A 16,553-nucleotide genomic window follows, 5' to 3' on the forward strand; every position below is an offset into this window, starting at 1 on the left:
AGGCAGATGCTCTCCCAACTGAGCTAAACCTCCGTTGCGGGTATTATATTATCATCATATCCACTCTAAGTCAACAGAAAATAGGAACTTTTTTTACAGAAAATAGGAACTTTTTTTACAGTTTTATATGTAGGTATATTTGATTTAATGACGCTTTTTCTCAATTCTATTGATTTCTTCAAGTTTTTTTGTATTTTATTTGCTTTTTGTTATAAGAACGATTACAATTTAATTGTACCTACTAATGGGTACGTTTTAAAGGCTCTTGTTTAAGGCCGCTCTCAATGACACATACATTTGCTTTCCTTATGCAAGAGCTTTTATTGTGTCATGAGAGCATTTTTTAATTTGACAAATACTCTAATAGAGACTATATTCATTAAAGCAGAGAGGTGATAGTATGCAAAGATTCACATTTGATGATGAAGATGACTCTATTAAAGACACTAGGAGAGAGAATTCTATTCAGCAGGAAGAAAAAGAACCTGAAGTTAAAAAAGTTGTTAAGACAAAAGTGAAACATAAGAGATCACATTCTTTACCTAAACGTACTAAGACTAAGGTAAAGTATAAAGAGAAATCACATCCTGTAATGACTTTTATTAAGACTTTTGTGTTATTAGTATTACTTGTGATTATATTAGTAGCACTTGCATTTGGTGTACGTTTTTATTTAGATGACCCAGAAACAGTAAAACAGTGGTTCTGGCAAGGTTATCGTTATTTATTTAGATAGAAAAAGAGGTCCTGATTGGACCTCTATTTGTTTACCTGAATGATGAAGAAATAAGCCATTGTCTTACCTCTAGGTACATCATAATGTTCTACAAGTGTGAGATAGTCTGAATTTAGTCTTAAATTCTTCTCTACAAGAGATATTTCAGTTGTATAGATAAATACATACCCTTCTGGTAAAACGTGTCTGTGGATACGTTTAAAGAAGTTATCGTAAAGATTCTTTAAAGCACGTGTATCTTTCATCTGTGCATAGGTAGGCATATCAGTAAAGATTTCATCAAACATTTCATTATTTACAAAACGGTTGGCATCCTTATTTACAAAGTGAATAGCCTGATTAGCTGCAATCGCATTCTTCTTAGCTGCTTCTAAGCCTTCTCCATAAATATCTAATCCCATCGCAAACTTAACTGGTTTAGCCATACATCTTTCAATAAGTGTAACACCACTACCACAGAATGGATCTAATACACGAGAATGCATGCCCATATATGGTTTAGCTACTTCCATAAGTGTTGCTGCTACATAAGGCTGCATTGAATTAGAAATAATTTCACGTCTATAATTAAAGCGAGGATTGTCTAATGAACTCAACTTTAAGTAAACATTCACTGTTCCTGGCTTTAATTCTCTAATAAGTATTTCAATATCATAATCAGATGTTACATTCTGAAGATGTGAAGGCATTTCTTCAATAAGTTCTTGAACTATATCATTGATAACAGCTGATTTCTTTTCTCTCATCTGATCAACTAAACGATAATAGAAACATCCTTCTGCATCATATAAACGATGTAGTACGTCTACCAAATTACTTTGCGCAATACGTTTACCAATTAAATGTCCATCCTGAGCAAGTCCTGAACAGCCTGATAATGGGAAAATCATTTCTCTATAATTACGTAAGCCTAGAAGGTCATAAATAGCCTTTGTACGCACTAAAACGCCCTGTCCGACTGGTTTATAACGTAAATGCTTCACCTGTTCAAAAAGTGTATATTGATAATAAGGAAGTGTTGTAAGAATAACATCGACTTCTTTATGCAATAAACGGATTGATTTCTTCTTATGATAAGAATAAGAACGAATCATCGGATTTAAGACCTTTAATTGTGCTTTGATATGCTTGCTGTCTACTACTTCTGAATTCATGAGTTCATTCTGGATTTCCTGTAATTCCTTAATATAAGGCTTACAATCATAATGACTCATACCTTTTAAATAAGCATCTTTTACAAAATCCTTTTCTTCATTCTTATAAGCATCTAAAAGAACAGAAGCCATCATAGAATTTTTAGTATATCCTAGTAGTAATGCCGCATTTTTTCTTACTTTAGGATCTTCATAAGATAAACAATCACATAATTTTTCTACAATAGGGCCATCTAATGTATCAGCAGCTGACATTGATCCTTTTAATTTTATTAGATTTTGACGCAGATCAATGTCTGCGAGAATATTCTTTACAACATTTTTTTCCATATAAAACACCTCATAATCATATCTATTATATCAAATTTATCCCTTTGTTACTATAAAAAAAGTGCCTTAGAAGACACCTTTTTGTGTAATTATGTGATTAAGCGGGACATCAAGCGAATGAGGATGAGTATTTTCTACTTTCTGAAAATCAAATGCTAGACCAATTGTGATAGCTTCTGTCTTTTTTAAACAGCGATCATAAAAACCTCGGCCATAACCAATACGATTATGATTTGCATCAAACATCAGTAATGGTACTACAATCACATCTAAATCTTTAACATCCATATGTTCATTAGTAGAAGGTTCCAATATATGAAAAGCACCCTCTTTTAAATCATCCATAGTATATATTCTTTGGAAATCTAATTCATCCCCTACACATTTTGGTACATAGATTTCCTTTTCTAATATATATTTCTCAATCAAATGAAGTGTATCTACTTCATGACGATAAGACATATAAAACCCTATTCTTTTCGCATTTTTAAATGCAGGCATTTCTTCTAGATAAGAGGCAATTCTTTTTGAATAAGAAAGAAACGTCTCTTCTTCTAAAGCGAGACGTTTCTTAATCATCTGTTCTCTATCCAATAGCATCTTCTGACATATCAAGCTTAATAAGCTGATTTAATTCAACAGCATATTCCATAGGTAATTCTCTGCTGAATGGTTCAATGAAGCCCATAACAATCATCTCTGTTGCCTGTGCTTTAGTGAGACCTCTGCTCATTAAGTAGAAGAGCTGATCTTCTGATACTTTAGATACAGTGGCTTCATGTTCAATAATAGAATCATTATTGGCCATGATATTTGTAGGTACTGTATCACTTGTAGAAATCTTATCTAGAATTAATGTATCACATTCTACCTTGCTCTTACAGTCATACGCATTCTTGTTATGACGGACAAGTCCTCTATAGTTTGTCTTACCACCATTTCTAGCGATAGATTTAGAAATGATCTGACTTGATGTATGAGGTGCTGCATGAATCATCTTAGCCCCAGAATCAATGATCTGACCTTTATCTCCTACCGCAATAGTAATAACTGTACCCTTGGCTCTTTCTCCTGCAAGAACACAGCAAGGATATTTCATAGTAACAAGTGAACCGATGTTACCATCCACCCATTCCATTGATCCACCTTCCATGACTTTTGCACGCTGTGTAACTAAGTTATAGATATTCTTAGACCAGTTCTGGATTGTTGTATAACGACAATGTGCATTCTTGCCAACAATAATTTCTACAACACCCGCATGAAGTGAATCTTTAGAATATGAAGGTGCTGTACATCCTTCTACATAATGAATATCGGATCCTTCATCTACAATAATTAAGGTTCTTTCAAACTGTGCCATACGTTCAGAATTGATTCTAAAGTATGACTGTAATGGCTTATCTAATTTAGTATGAGGTGGTACATAAATAAATGATCCACCTGACCAGACAGCCCCATTTAATGCAGAGAACTTGTTATCGTAATATGGAATAACAGTATCAAAATACTTCTTGAAGATTTCTGGATATTGTTTTAATCCAGAATCAATATCTAAGAAGATAACACCCTTCTCTTTGACTTCTTCAAGCATATTATGATAAACAACTTCAGATTCATATTGAGCACTTGCCCCTGCTAAGAACTTCTGTTCTGCTTCAGGAATACCTAAACGATCAAATGTGTTTTTAATTGTTTCTGGTACTTCTTCCCATTTATCTGTTTTAGTATCTGATGGACGATTATAGTATGTATAATCATCAAAATCCATCTTAGATAAATCAACACCCCACTTAGGCATTGGCATCTTTAAGAACTGTTTTAATGACTTGATACGGTATTCAGTCATCCATTCAGGTTCTTCTTTAATGGCTGATATTTCTCTAACAATATCTTCATTTAACCCTTTAGGTGTCTTGAAGACAGATACATCCTCATCAGGATGATCTTCTATCACTTCAGCTTGTGGAATATTAAGATTCTCAATAGCCATCTCTATTCCTCGCTTCCTTCTAATAATTTTAAGAATCCAGTCCAGCCTAGAGTCGCACACTTAATACGATTGGCCTGCTTATGCGTATTCTTAAACGCAATTGCTTCTTCAAGAAGTTCTGGATCATATTCTTTTTCATAAATCATATGCATATAGTTATCTACAATATGCGCTGCTTCTTCTTTTGTCTTTCCTTTAACTAGTTCAGTCATGATAGAAGTAGATGCAGTACAAATAGCACATGCTTCACCATCAAAACGTACATCTTCTACGACATCACCATTAAACTTAGCCTGGACATCAATATCATCAATACATGTACTTGAATCCATATTGACTTTCTGATATGAATCATCATCTACAAGTCCATGGTTTCTAGGATTCTGATAATGGTCCATAATAATTTCTCTCATGATCATTGGATCATTCAAAGAATGCATCAAGGAAATCATCTCCTTTCTTACATGCTTCAATAAACTGATCAATTTCTTCTTCAGTGTTATAGAAATAGAAAGAGACACGACAAGTTGTTCTTACTTTTAAGAACTCGTCTAAAATCTTTGCACAATGTTCACCAGCTCTTACTGCAATACCATAAGTATTAAATAAGCTCGCTGCATCCTGTGCAAATACATCTTTAATATTAAAGGCAATAGCCCCTTCTGAGTTTGGGTTATATACAGTGACATTATCCAACTTAGACATCTTCTCAATTGCATAATGACGTAATTCTAACTCTCTTTGACGGATATTTTCCATACCGATGCTCTGTAAGTATTTAACAGCTGCACCTAAGCCAATCACACCTTCAATATGAGGTGTACCTGCTTCAAATTTATAAGGTGGTTCCTTTAGTGTAACAAGTCCACAGCTGTTATAGCGTGAATTAGATCCTCCACCAAAACGTGTAGGCTTTGTTTCTTCTAATAACTCATATTTACCATAAAGAACACCAACACCTGTAGGGCCACACATCTTATGACCTGAGAAAGCTAAGAAGTCCACATCATCACGTACAACATCTGTGACAATATGTGGTACACTCTGTGCCCCATCTGCCACTACAATAATACCTTTAGAATGCGCATATTCTGTGATTTCCTTGATAGGTACTTCATAGCCTAATACATTTGTCACTATCGCAAGTGAAATAATCTTTGTATTCTCTGTTACAGCCTTCTTGACATTTTCTAATGTCATACGACCTTCTTCATCTAGTTCAATATATTTCACAACAGCACCTGTTTCCTCAGCTACATCAAACCAAGGCAATGTATTAGAGGCATGTTCTGCCACATTCAAAAGGATTTCATCACCTGCTTTTAAATGTGTTTTGGCATAACCATTCGCAATTAAGTTAAGTGAATCTGTTGAACCACTTGTAAATACAACTTCCTCTTTTCTTTTAGCATGAATAAAATGCTGAACTACTTCTCTCGCTTCTTCATAAGCGACATCCACCTGATGAGATAAATCATAATCTCCACGATGGGCATTTCCTGAATAGCTAGATAAATATTCACATACTGCATCAATCACACATTGAGGCTTTAATGTAGTCGCACCATTATCAAAATAAATCAGTGGCTTGCCATGCATGAGTGTCTTTCCATCCAACATTGGAAAATCTTTTCTTATATCCTTACTATTTAACATAACTAAGCACCTACCTTTGATAACGCCAATTCAAAACGTTCCTTAATCATCTGATTATCTACAACTTCGACTACTGGCATTAAATAACCATAAGTAATTAGTTGCATAGCCTGACGTTTAGTCAAGCCACGAGACTGTAAATAATAAAGATGTTCTTCATCCATCTTCCCTACACCAGCTGCATGAGAAGCCTGAACATCGTATTCATCAATATATAAGAATGGATTTGCACTTGCATAACATTTTGGATCAAAGACAATGATCTTATTTGTCTGATGTGATGCTGAACCATTCTGTCCATTTGTAATTGTACCAATACCATCAATCACAAGATGTGCTTCATCTTTCGCAACACCATAGTTATCCATGATACCAGTAGTATGTGGTGCATTATGTTTTATATGCACCTTATAATGTTTCTTTTCTTTATCCTTTGATAAAGCAGCCATTCTTAATCTGACATCTGCTCCCTCACCATCTAATTCAAATGTATAAGAGGCTTCAATAGAAGCATCAGATAATTCAGAATAGCCAAGCTGAAGCATACTATCATGAGAAGAATGTCCTTCATCTAGATAAGTATTCTTTCCTGTTCCTTCATTTTCATTAAAGAAATTAACATGTGAATAAGCACCGTTAATAAATGTACGTTTTAATACACCGTTTTCTTCAACATGTCTTGTTTCAATCACTTCTGCATGGACATTGTCTTCAAATACATAATGTAGTGACATTTCATTCTTTACATCTACCACTACATGAAGCTGAATGGGTTCTCCATACTTGAATGTGATTGTTGTATCATTCACAACAACTTCTTTAGGAAGATTATCTTCTGTTACCTTCCCATCCACAAAATGAATATAGTGTTCAAAACTATACATTGCTTGTCACCTTATGGCCACATACCCCAATAGAAACAACGTCTTCGTCTTCTTTTTGGAGTTCAATGCCTAATTCTTTCTTTACCCATTCATATCCTTCATTGTTGATCTTTTCAATTAGTTCAAAGCCACCTTCTACTACAATGTTTCCATCTACTAATACATGTACATGTGTAGGCTTTACTAATTCATATAATCTTTCATAGTGAGAAACCATAACTAGACCAAAGTCTTCATTCTTTTCTCTCATCTCATTGATATTATCAGCGACGATACGTAACGCATCAACATCTAGACCTGAATCAATTTCATCTAATAATGCGAATTTAGGTTCTAGTAATTTCATCTGAAGAATTTCATTACGTTTCTTTTCTCCACCTGAGAACCCTTCATTTAAATAACGATGAGCTAAATTACCATCCATTTCTAAGTCTTCTGTGGCATGGTCCATAGCCTTAATGAACTGATAAAGACTTAATGGTTTTTCTCTTCTCGCATTCATTGCAGAACGGAGGAAATCAGAGTTTGTGACACCTGGAATTTCCTGTGGATACTGCATTCCTAAAAATAATCCTTTACGGCTTCTTTCATCTACACTCATAGAAAGAACATCTTCACCATCTAATGTGATTGTACCCTGAGTTACTTTATATTTAGGATGACCCATGATTGTACCTAATAATGTTGACTTACCATTCCCATTAGGACCCATCAATGCATGTGTTTCTCCTGTATTAATTGTTAGATTAATTCCCTTCAAAATCTCCTTGTCGCCAATCGCAACATGAAGATCCTTTATACTCAAAACTGACATCTTTTTTTCACCTCGAGAATCATTATAAAAGATTAAACGTTCAACCTCAAATAATATGATAAAGAATTATGTCTTTTTATGTGAAACATGGGTAATTATTTGAAAAAAATCACCTACCATGTATAATATATATGTTACGCAAGGAGGGTACGTATGAAAGCCAAAAAAATAGTGGCGCTATGTTTAGCGAGTGTTTTATTACTAAGTGGCTGTGGTGGTAAAACTGTAGATGGAAAGAGCGTAGTTGCTTCAACTAGTGAAGGTCATGTTTATGCAGATGATGTTTATGATACATTAATTTCTACTAGTTCAGGTAAGTCAGCAGCATTCCAGTATGTTCTTGATCAGTTGATCAATAAACAATATCCTATTACAAGTGATATGAAAGATAATGCAAGTGATATGCTTGATAGTGTCAAGAATTCTTATAAGAGCCAATATGGTGAAGATTCTTATGAAAAACAGTTTAAGAGCGATTTAAAGAGTGGTGGCTATGCAAGTGAAAGTGAATATAAGAAGAAGCTTGTTTATTCTTTACAGTATGCAGAGTTAGTCAAACACTATGTAAAGACACATTATGATACTGTATTTGAAGATTATTATAAGGTTGCCACACCTCGTATGATCTCTATGATTAAGATTTCTGTTTCTGATCCTTCTAGTCCTACTGATTCTGAAAAAGAAAAGTTAAAAGAAGTACAGGAGTTATTAAAGGATGGTAAGAGCTTTGGTGATGTTGCCAAGGATTATTCAGATGATTCTACAACTAAGAGTGCAAAAGGTTCTTTAGGTGTTGTAGATACTACAAGTAACTTAACAAATACTTATGGTAGTACAATTAATGAAGCAGCTTTCTCTTTAACTGAAGGACAAACTTCTGATGTATTAACAGGTAATGATGGTTATTATATCTTAAAGTGTACTTCTACTAGTAAAGAAAAAATTAAGAAGAAATTAAAGAATGTGACTATCCAGTCTCCATTACTTACTTATGATGATTACATCATTTATCTTGCATTCAAGACTTATGATATTGAATATAAAGATGCGAAGATTAAAAAAGCAGTCAATGAAGCTATTAAAGAAGGCTTAAAGTCTAGAGCTGCAGAAAGGAAGTAATGAGAATGGCAGAATACAAACAGATCCATAAAGTAGAAGTTGAAAAGAAACCTTTTAAACTTACTAAGAAAATGATTGCATTACTTGTCATTGCGATTGTCCTTGTTGTAGGAGTGATTACAGCTTATATTGTGACTGCTGATAAAGATGGTTATACAAGTTCTGTAAAGGATGGTTCAACAGAAGTAATCAGTGGTGATGTAAGTGTGACTAAGAAAGGTTTATATGAATACTTATTAGATAACTATGGTGCCAATGAAGTATTAAATGAAGCTTACAATAAGATTACTGCAAAAGAAATTACTGACCAGGATGCAATTGATGCAAAAGTAAAAGAACAAAAGAATCGTTATGCTGAATATTCTGGTTCTTTTGAAACTTATGCAAAGAATCAGGGGTATAGTGATGCAAAGGCTTTTGAGAAGGAAGTCGTTGTACCAGAAGCAAAATCTGAACTATTAGAAGAAAAATATCTAGATACAGAGTTCAATGATGTATGTAAGAAATATAATGTTTCTTATTTAAAGATTGTTGAATATAGTAAAGAATCTGATGCATTAAAGGCATTAAAGACAGTGACTAGTGCAGATGCAATGACTGCTTTAATGAATGCAAATAGTTCTAGTTCTACTGATTTAGGTTTTGTATGCAGTAAGAGTTCTACAACTACTGTTGATAAGAAAATCATTAAGGCTTTAAGTAAGTTTACTTCATTAAAGACTGATGGTGTATATAAGGAAGCAGTTAAATTAAGTACTGGTAAATATGCAGTTGTATATGTATACAACACTGATAAGAGTGCTCAAAAATCAGATATTACTGAAAACTTACAGAATTTAACTGATGTCAAGACAGATATTGAATCTTATTATTTAAAGAAATATAAGTTCACTGTTGAAGATGAAAAGGTTAAGAAACAGATTAAGAAAATTTCTAGTAAATATGTGGACTAAGAGACGTGAGAACGTCTCTTTTGTGTTAGAATAAAGACAGGAGGTTTTATATGATGGATAATTGTATTTTTTGTAAGATTGCTGCAAAGGAAATTCCTGGCAAAGTTGTATATGAAGATGATACTTGTATTGCGTTCTTAGATTTATCACAGACTACTAATGGACATACGCTCGTTATTCCTAAGGAACATTATGATAGTTTTTTAGAAGCAGACCCAGAAGTGATGGCACATTGTATGAAAGTGGCTCAGAAGCTTGCAAATCAAATTGTAGAGAATATGCATGCAAAGGGATGTAATATTCTTACTAATGCGAAAGAAGTCGCTGGTCAGACAGTGCATCATTTCCATATTCATATTATTCCAAGATATGAAGAAAATGATCCAATCAAGATTGAATTTACTGATCGTTCAAGTGTTGTAAATCTTGATGATATCTACAACGAAATCATGAAATAGAAAAACAGGGATTTAAAAAAATCCCTGTTTTTTTAGTACACACAATGATATGACATCTCTTTATATTACAATGTGATTAACCTCTCACAAAGTAGCGTGAAACAAATTCCATATTAATTTCTTTGATTTCTCTTTTACCTTCTATATAATCTTCATACATTTCAAAGGGATCTCCAGCCCCAAACAAGCCGCATCCACTTCAATTCTCACATCCTGCAGAATCATTACAATCCAATGCTTCTTGTATGATTCTTTTTCTTTCTTCTCTTGTTGTATCTTTTATGAGTACACTCTTCATATCCATCACCCACTTCTAGTATAGAAATAATACATACAAATAGCAAGCAATATACCTATCTTTTTGGTATGTTATGAATATAAAGAAAAGAGATAGCATTTCTACTATCTCTTTCGTATGAATTATTCAGCAGCATCAAAATCTTTAGCAAGTGCTTCTGCTCTTGCACGACGACGTTTAGCATCTACTAGACACTTATCGAATAATGCTTCTGCATTTTCAGGATTGATCTTAACTAACTGAGAGAATCTGTTTTCACTCATTAAGAAGTCTTTGAACTTAGAATAATCAGGAGCCTTAGAATCAATTGTAAGTGGGTTCTTACCTTCTTCAGTTAAACGTGGGTCGTATCTTAATAAGTTGAAGTAACCACATTCAACAGCCCATTTTTCCTGTCTTGAAGAGTTAATTAATCCACCCTTGATATGATGTTCATTACATGGTGCATAAGCAATAATTAATGATGGTCCATCATAAGATTCAGCTTCCTTCATAGCCTTAATAGCCTGCATTGGGTTAGCACCTAAAGCAATCTGTGCAACATATACATGACCATAAGCCATAGCAATCTGAGCTAAGTCTTTCTTAGCAACCTTCTTACCACTTGCAGTGAACTTCGCAATAGAAGCAGCCTGTGATGATTTAGAAGACTGTCCACCAGTGTTAGAATATACTTCTGTATCAAGAACTAATACATTGACATTCTGATCATTAGCAAGAACGTGGTCTAATCCTCCGTAGCCGATATCATAAGCCCATCCGTCACCACCGATGATCCACTGAGACTTAGTCACTAATTCACCCTTCATATCAAGTAATTCCTTGATAGGTTCATTAGCTGAAGCTTCAACTTTTTCTACTAATTCGTTATAAAGAGCCTTTTCTTCTACTCTCTGACCCTTAACAGCTTCATATTTTTCCAGAATTTCTTTTAATTCTGGTTCTACATCATTCTTATTTGCTTCAATGATTTCTAAGATATGTTTAGACATGTAGTTTTCTGCAAGCTTCATACCGAAACCAAATTCAGCATTATCTTCGAATAATGAGTTAGCCCAAGCCATACCATGACCATTCTTATCAGTAGTACATGGAGTAGATGGAGTTGAACCAGTATAGATTGATGAGCATCCAGTAGCGTTCGCAATTCTCATATCAGAACCGAATAACTGAGAAGCTAAACGATAATATGGAGTTTCACCACAACCAGCGCAGGCACCAGAAGCTTCAAAATAAGGCTTCATGAATCCAACACCCTTCACTGTAGTTGTAGGATACTTGTCATCTCTATATTCTACATTGTTGTATACATATTCAGATAAAGCAGAATGTTCTAATTCTTCCTTAACTGGAACCATTGTAAGTGCCTTTTCACCACGTTTACCTGGACATACAGCTGCACATAATCCACAACCTACGCAGTTATCAGGAGAAACCTGGATACGGAATGATAATCCTTCAACACCCTTACCAATTGGTTTTAATACATCATTAGTAATATCTTCTGGTGCATTCTTGATTTCTTCTTCAGTCATTAAGAATGGACGGATTGTTGCATGAGGACATACCATAGCACACTGGTTACACTGGATACAGTTGTCTTTTTCCCACTTAGGAACCTGAATAGCAATTGCACGTTTTTCTTTAATTGCAACACCATTCTGCATAGTACCATCAAGCTTATCTAAGAATGCTGAAGTTGGAAGGTCATAACCTTCAAGTGCATTGATAGGAGCTACGAAGTTATCAAAGTAATCATCACCAGTTGGTTTTCTTAATGGTAATACAGTTAAGTTAGACCATTCTGGATCTACAGTTACTTCTTCAATTGCATCTTTACCAGCATCGATAGCCTTATAGTTAGCCTGGACGATATTTTCACCCTTGTTGCTGTAAGACTTCTTAGCCATTTCTTTCATCTTAGTAACAGCTTCTTCGATTGGAAGAATCTGTTCATTTAATGCGAAGAATGCTGACTGTAGGATAGTATTTGTACGTCTACCCATACCGATTTCACCAGCAATCTTATTGGCATTAATAATATAGAACTTAGCATGTTTATCTGCTAACTGTTTCTTTACTCTATTTGGAAGATAATCAGCGATTTCTTCTTTAGTAAATTCAGTATTTAATAAGAAACGTCCACCATCTTTTAAGTTCTTCAACATATCATACTTTAAGCAGTAGTTGTCTAATGAACAAGAGATGAAGTCTGCTCTATTTACATAGTAAGTTGCTCTAATTGGCTTATTACCAAATCTTAAGTTAGAACGAGTTGCTCCACCGGCCTTCTTAGAGTCATATGCGAAATAAGCCTGGCAGTATAAATCAGTATTATCACCAATAATCTTGATAGATGACTTATTTGCAGATACAGTACCATCAGAACCTAAACCATAGAATAAGCACTGAGTAACACCAGAATTGATATGGAATCCATGAACATCAGGTAATGATAAATGAGTTACGTCATCCTTGATACCAATTGTGAATCCTGTAAATGGATTATCTGAATTTAAGTGATCATAAACAGCCTTGATATGCTGAGGTGTAGTATCCTTAGAACCCATACCATAACGACCACCGATAACTAATGTATCAGCATCTCTAATAACTGAACATACATCAAGGTATAATGGTTCACCAGTAGCACCCATTTCCTTAGTACGGTCAAGTACAGCAATCTTCTTAGCAGTTGCTGGTAAAACAGCCTTTAAGTATTTTGGAGAGAAAGGTCTATAAAGATGTACTTTAATAACACCAACTTTTTCTCCTTCTTTAGCCATTTCATCAATAGTATCTTTAATAGTTTCAGTAACTGAACCCATTGCGATAATAACTCTATCTGCTTCTGGATCACCATAGTATGTAAATGGTGCATATTCTCTACCAGTAATTTCAGAAATCTTCTTCATGTAATCTGCAGCAATTTCTACAACTGCATCATAATGCTTATTCTGAGCTTCTCTACTCTGGAAATAAATATCATCATTATCTGCACCACCACGTTCTACTGGATTAGTATGTGGATTAAGTGCGTTTGCTTTAAATTTCTTAATTGCATCATGATCTACTAATGAAGCTAAAGTTTCATAATCAAGAACTTCAACTTTCTGAATTTCATGAGATGTTCTGAAACCATCAAAGAAATGGATAAATGGTACACCTGCTTTAATTGCAGTTAAGTGTGCAACACCAGCTAAATCCATAACTTCCTGTACAGAATGTGAACAAAGCATAGGGATACCTGTTTGACGGCAGGCATAAACATCCTGATGATCCCCAAAGATATTTAATGAACTAGTTGCAAGAGCTCTTGCAGCTACATGGAAAACACCTGGAAGCATTTCACCCTGAATCTTATAAAGGTTAGGAATCATTAATAATAGACCCTGAGATGCAGTAAATGTAGTAGCTAAAGCACCACCCTGTAAAGCACCGTGTACAGCACCAGCAGCACCTGCTTCTGACTGCATTTCAACTACGTTTACAGCAGAGCCAAAAATATTTTTTCTTCCCTGTGAAGCCCATTCTTCAGCATGTTCAGCCATTGGTGAAGAAGGGGTAATTGGATAGATACTTGCTACTTCAGAAAATGCATATGCAACATGAGCGGCAGCAGTATTACCATCCATAGATAAATACTTCTTAGACATAATCTTTCAATCCTCCTTATCTACCATTATACGCTGATATGCAATAAAATACTATAATTAATTATTATCATGTATTTCGTTTCTAACACATATATATTTCTATACTTTATAAGATGTTTATCTAATTCAGCCTGAAAAATAGTTGAATACTGTAATGTGTTCATTGCCATGTTCTATACCCGTCATGTCTTATGAGCGATACATCAATGCTTTAAATGCATATACAGGTAGGATAGAATCCGATAAACAATCACATGACAATCATCTCTTGTCATATGATTCCCCTTTTCTCAAAAACAATAATTGAAATCAATCTGTTAATTCACTATATTTACACTTTTTGCATTTTTGAAACGCATCTTCCATTTTATCCTCAGCTATTTCGTCCAATTCCTTAATGGCGCTTTTCTTTGCTAATTTAGATATTCCCATAAGAGATTCATAACACCACTCGCAATCAATGATTCGATTAAACACAGGACAATATCTATCTTCTTCAAAATCAACATTATCTATTTTTTCCATCGTTTAAGCACCTCCAATATAGCCATATAATTTTCACCGCAATCAGTATACCTCATACCTGTTTTACATATCCATTCATTGTCTCTCAGCATAACAACAGAAGCCCCTTTTTCAGAAATAAACAATTTCCTTTTCCCGTTCCATTGATTGAATATCGCTAATGCATAGTCGATGTATTCTTGTAGTTCATCAGAAGTAATGTTTCTTTCTAGCATTCTATCAAATATTTGGAATTCTGATAATGATAGAGGTACATTTTCATTTCCTAAAATTGACATATTCTTTATATTGCTTCTTATCACTAGAATAATTCTTGGCTAACTTCACAGCCATATTAATTGCTTCAGCACCATAGGTGTATTGGAGAATCGTTTACATCTAGGATTGGAAGTGGTACCTGCTTGGTGGAGTCGCTTATACAAACATTTCTTTATACTTCATCGGTTTTCTAATTCAATGATTGTACTCATTGCTGTAATCATTGCTTTCACAAAATCCCACAACAAATAAGCTAACCTTTTTAGTATAATTAATTATCATCCTGTATTTTTACTATTAATAACTATTAAATCTTTCTATCAAATGCATTTGATGTTAAAATGGGGATGAAATATACAAAAGGAGCATAAAATGAATACGAAAAATTGTTTTATTGGTCAGTCTGGTGGGCCTACGGTTGCCATCAACGCCTCTCTTGCAGGTGTTATTACTCAATGCCAGGAAGAAGGATTTACTCATATTTATGGTATGGTTAATGGTATCCAGGGACTATTAGAAGATCACTTCATGGATCTAGGTACAACATTTAATTCTGAGGAAAAAATTGATGCATTAAAGCATTCCCCAGCAATGTATTTAGGAAGCTGTCGTTATAAGCTGCCTACAGTAAGTGATGATAAAGACACTTACGACTTGTTATTTAAAAAATTTAATGATTTAGAAATCACTGATTTCTTCTATATTGGTGGAAATGATTCTATGGACACTGTGGCTAAACTTGCAGCTTATGGTGAAACAATCAATTCCCCTATTCACTTCATTGGAATTCCAAAGACTATCGATAATGATTTGATGGGTACAGATCATACTCCAGGCTTTGGTTCAGCTGCAAAGTATGTTGCAAGTTCTATGTTAGAAATTGCTTATGATTCTTCTATCTATAAGCTAGATGCGATTACTATTGTAGAAATCATGGGACGTAATGCAGGTTGGTTAACTGCTGCAAGTGCACTTGCAAGAACTGAATGCAATGATGCCCCTGATCTCATTTATTTACCAGAAGTCGTATTTGATAAAGAACGTTTCTTAAAGGATATTGAAGAAAAGTTCAAAGAAAAGTCTTCTATCATGATTGCAGTAAGTGAAGGTATTCATGATGAAAACGGAAACTTCTTAGATAGTGGTGATTCACAGCAGTATGATGCATTTGGTCATCCAATCCATTTTGGTACTGGTAAGGTATTAGAAAATATCTGTAAAGAACATTTTGGATGCAAAGTAAGAAGTATCGAATTAAATGTACTACAAAGATGTGCAATGCATATTGCCTCTAAAGTAGATATTGATGAATCTTTCTTTATTGGTAAAAAGGCTGTAGAAACAGCACTTGCTGATCATACAAATGTTATGATGGGTGTTAAGAGAACTAGCAATGATCCATATACTGCAGAATGTATCTATAGTAATGTACAGGATATTGCGAACCTAGAACAGAAAGTTCCAGCAGAATGGATTACTAAAGAAGGTAATGATATCACTCAAGAACTTTATGATTACTTATATCCATTAATTCAGGGGGAAATTGCTATTACTTATAAGAATGGTATTCCTTCATATATCGATATTGCCCATTTAAAAGAAAATTAAGAACGAATAAAGTCCCTTAAAGGGACTTTATTTATTTCTAGTATAATTTTATGTATTTTTTTGTTGACGAGTGTATTTCTACATGGTATTATAGGTGAGCAGTCAAGAGAC

15 protein-coding genes are annotated in these 16,553 nt (G+C 34.2%); 5 read left to right on the forward strand and 10 right to left on the reverse strand.

Annotated elements, in window-relative coordinates; all coding sequences use genetic code 11:
- Window positions 1-400: 400 nt before the first annotated feature.
- Window positions 401-736 carry a hypothetical protein gene (locus tag QVO42_RS00005; protein WP_022424149.1) on the forward strand — a complete coding sequence of 112 codons (336 nt, stop codon included), beginning with the start codon at window positions 401-403 and terminating at the stop codon, window positions 734-736.
- A 23-nt stretch (window positions 737-759) separates the two neighbouring features.
- On the opposite strand, the gene QVO42_RS00010 is transcribed toward QVO42_RS00005, so the two are convergent.
- From QVO42_RS00010 to sufC, 7 genes are all read right to left on the reverse strand, one after another.
- Window positions 760-2,220 (reverse strand): hypothetical protein, encoded by a 1,461-nt coding sequence (locus QVO42_RS00010; protein ID WP_022424150.1) that lies wholly within the window; start codon window positions 2,218-2,220, stop codon window positions 760-762.
- A gap of 66 nt (window positions 2,221-2,286) precedes the next feature.
- Complete coding sequence (locus QVO42_RS00015) at window positions 2,287-2,814, reverse strand: 5-formyltetrahydrofolate cyclo-ligase (protein ID WP_288163491.1); 528 nt, start codon at window positions 2,812-2,814, stop codon at window positions 2,287-2,289.
- Window positions 2,807-4,213 (reverse strand): Fe-S cluster assembly protein SufB, encoded by a 1,407-nt coding sequence (sufB, locus tag QVO42_RS00020; RefSeq protein ID WP_006506421.1) that lies wholly within the window; start codon window positions 4,211-4,213, stop codon window positions 2,807-2,809. The genes QVO42_RS00015 and sufB overlap by 8 nt, the downstream gene beginning before the upstream one ends.
- 2 nt (window positions 4,214-4,215) lie before the next feature.
- Window positions 4,216-4,653 (reverse strand): Fe-S cluster assembly sulfur transfer protein SufU, encoded by a 438-nt coding sequence (sufU, locus tag QVO42_RS00025; protein WP_022424152.1) that lies wholly within the window; start codon window positions 4,651-4,653, stop codon window positions 4,216-4,218.
- Window positions 4,637-5,869 (reverse strand): aminotransferase class V-fold PLP-dependent enzyme, encoded by a 1,233-nt coding sequence (locus QVO42_RS00030; protein WP_022424153.1) that lies wholly within the window; start codon window positions 5,867-5,869, stop codon window positions 4,637-4,639. Before QVO42_RS00030 ends, sufU begins: the two co-directional genes overlap by 17 nt.
- Window positions 5,870-5,871: 2 nt before the next feature.
- Window positions 5,872-6,753 carry a SufB/SufD family protein gene (locus QVO42_RS00035; RefSeq protein ID WP_022424154.1) on the reverse strand — a complete coding sequence of 294 codons (882 nt, stop codon included), beginning with the start codon at window positions 6,751-6,753 and terminating at the stop codon, window positions 5,872-5,874.
- The gene (gene sufC, locus QVO42_RS00040) at window positions 6,746-7,567 is read right to left on the reverse strand and encodes a Fe-S cluster assembly ATPase SufC (protein ID WP_022424155.1); all 822 of its coding nucleotides are present in this window, start codon (window positions 7,565-7,567) and stop codon (window positions 6,746-6,748) included. The genes QVO42_RS00035 and sufC overlap by 8 nt, the downstream gene beginning before the upstream one ends.
- 153 nt (window positions 7,568-7,720) lie before the next feature.
- Between sufC and QVO42_RS00045 the strand changes: the two genes are divergently transcribed.
- From QVO42_RS00045 to QVO42_RS00055, 3 genes are read left to right on the forward strand one after another with little or no spacing between them, the layout of a single operon-like run.
- Entirely contained in the window at window positions 7,721-8,686 is a 966-nt protein-coding gene (locus tag QVO42_RS00045; RefSeq protein WP_022424156.1) for a peptidylprolyl isomerase, read from the forward strand.
- A 5-nt stretch (window positions 8,687-8,691) separates the two neighbouring features.
- Window positions 8,692-9,639, forward strand: coding sequence for a hypothetical protein (locus QVO42_RS00050; protein WP_022424157.1), 948 nt, complete (start codon window positions 8,692-8,694; stop codon window positions 9,637-9,639).
- Window positions 9,640-9,692: 53 nt separating this feature from the next.
- Window positions 9,693-10,097, forward strand: a complete 405-nt coding sequence (locus tag QVO42_RS00055; protein ID WP_288163493.1) for an HIT family protein — start codon at window positions 9,693-9,695, stop codon at window positions 10,095-10,097.
- A gap of 420 nt (window positions 10,098-10,517) precedes the next feature.
- Here QVO42_RS00055 and nifJ read toward each other — a convergent pair whose 3' ends face one another.
- The 3 genes from nifJ to QVO42_RS00070 all read right to left on the reverse strand — a co-directional run bounded on the left by nifJ (window position 10,518) and on the right by QVO42_RS00070 (window position 14,854).
- On the reverse strand, window positions 10,518-14,051 hold the full coding sequence (nifJ, locus tag QVO42_RS00060) for a pyruvate:ferredoxin (flavodoxin) oxidoreductase (RefSeq protein WP_022424159.1): 3,534 nt from the start codon (window positions 14,049-14,051) through the stop codon (window positions 10,518-10,520).
- Between the two features lie 309 nt (window positions 14,052-14,360).
- Window positions 14,361-14,576, reverse strand: a complete 216-nt coding sequence (locus tag QVO42_RS00065) for a hypothetical protein (RefSeq protein WP_022424160.1) — start codon at window positions 14,574-14,576, stop codon at window positions 14,361-14,363.
- Window positions 14,564-14,854, reverse strand: a complete 291-nt coding sequence (locus QVO42_RS00070; protein WP_288163492.1) for a hypothetical protein — start codon at window positions 14,852-14,854, stop codon at window positions 14,564-14,566. Before QVO42_RS00070 ends, QVO42_RS00065 begins: the two co-directional genes overlap by 13 nt.
- Before the next feature lie 352 nt (window positions 14,855-15,206).
- Between QVO42_RS00070 and QVO42_RS00075 the strand changes: the two genes are divergently transcribed.
- Window positions 15,207-16,442: a 6-phosphofructokinase gene (locus QVO42_RS00075; protein WP_022424161.1), complete on the forward strand. Its 1,236-nt coding sequence runs from the start codon at window positions 15,207-15,209 to the stop codon at window positions 16,440-16,442.
- The last annotated feature ends 111 nt before the right edge of the window (window positions 16,443-16,553 follow it).

The sequence above is a fragment of the Catenibacterium sp. CAG:290 genome (genome assembly GCF_000437715.1).
Taxonomy (GTDB): domain Bacteria; phylum Bacillota_I; class Bacilli_A; order Erysipelotrichales; family Coprobacillaceae; genus Catenibacterium; species Catenibacterium mitsuoka_A.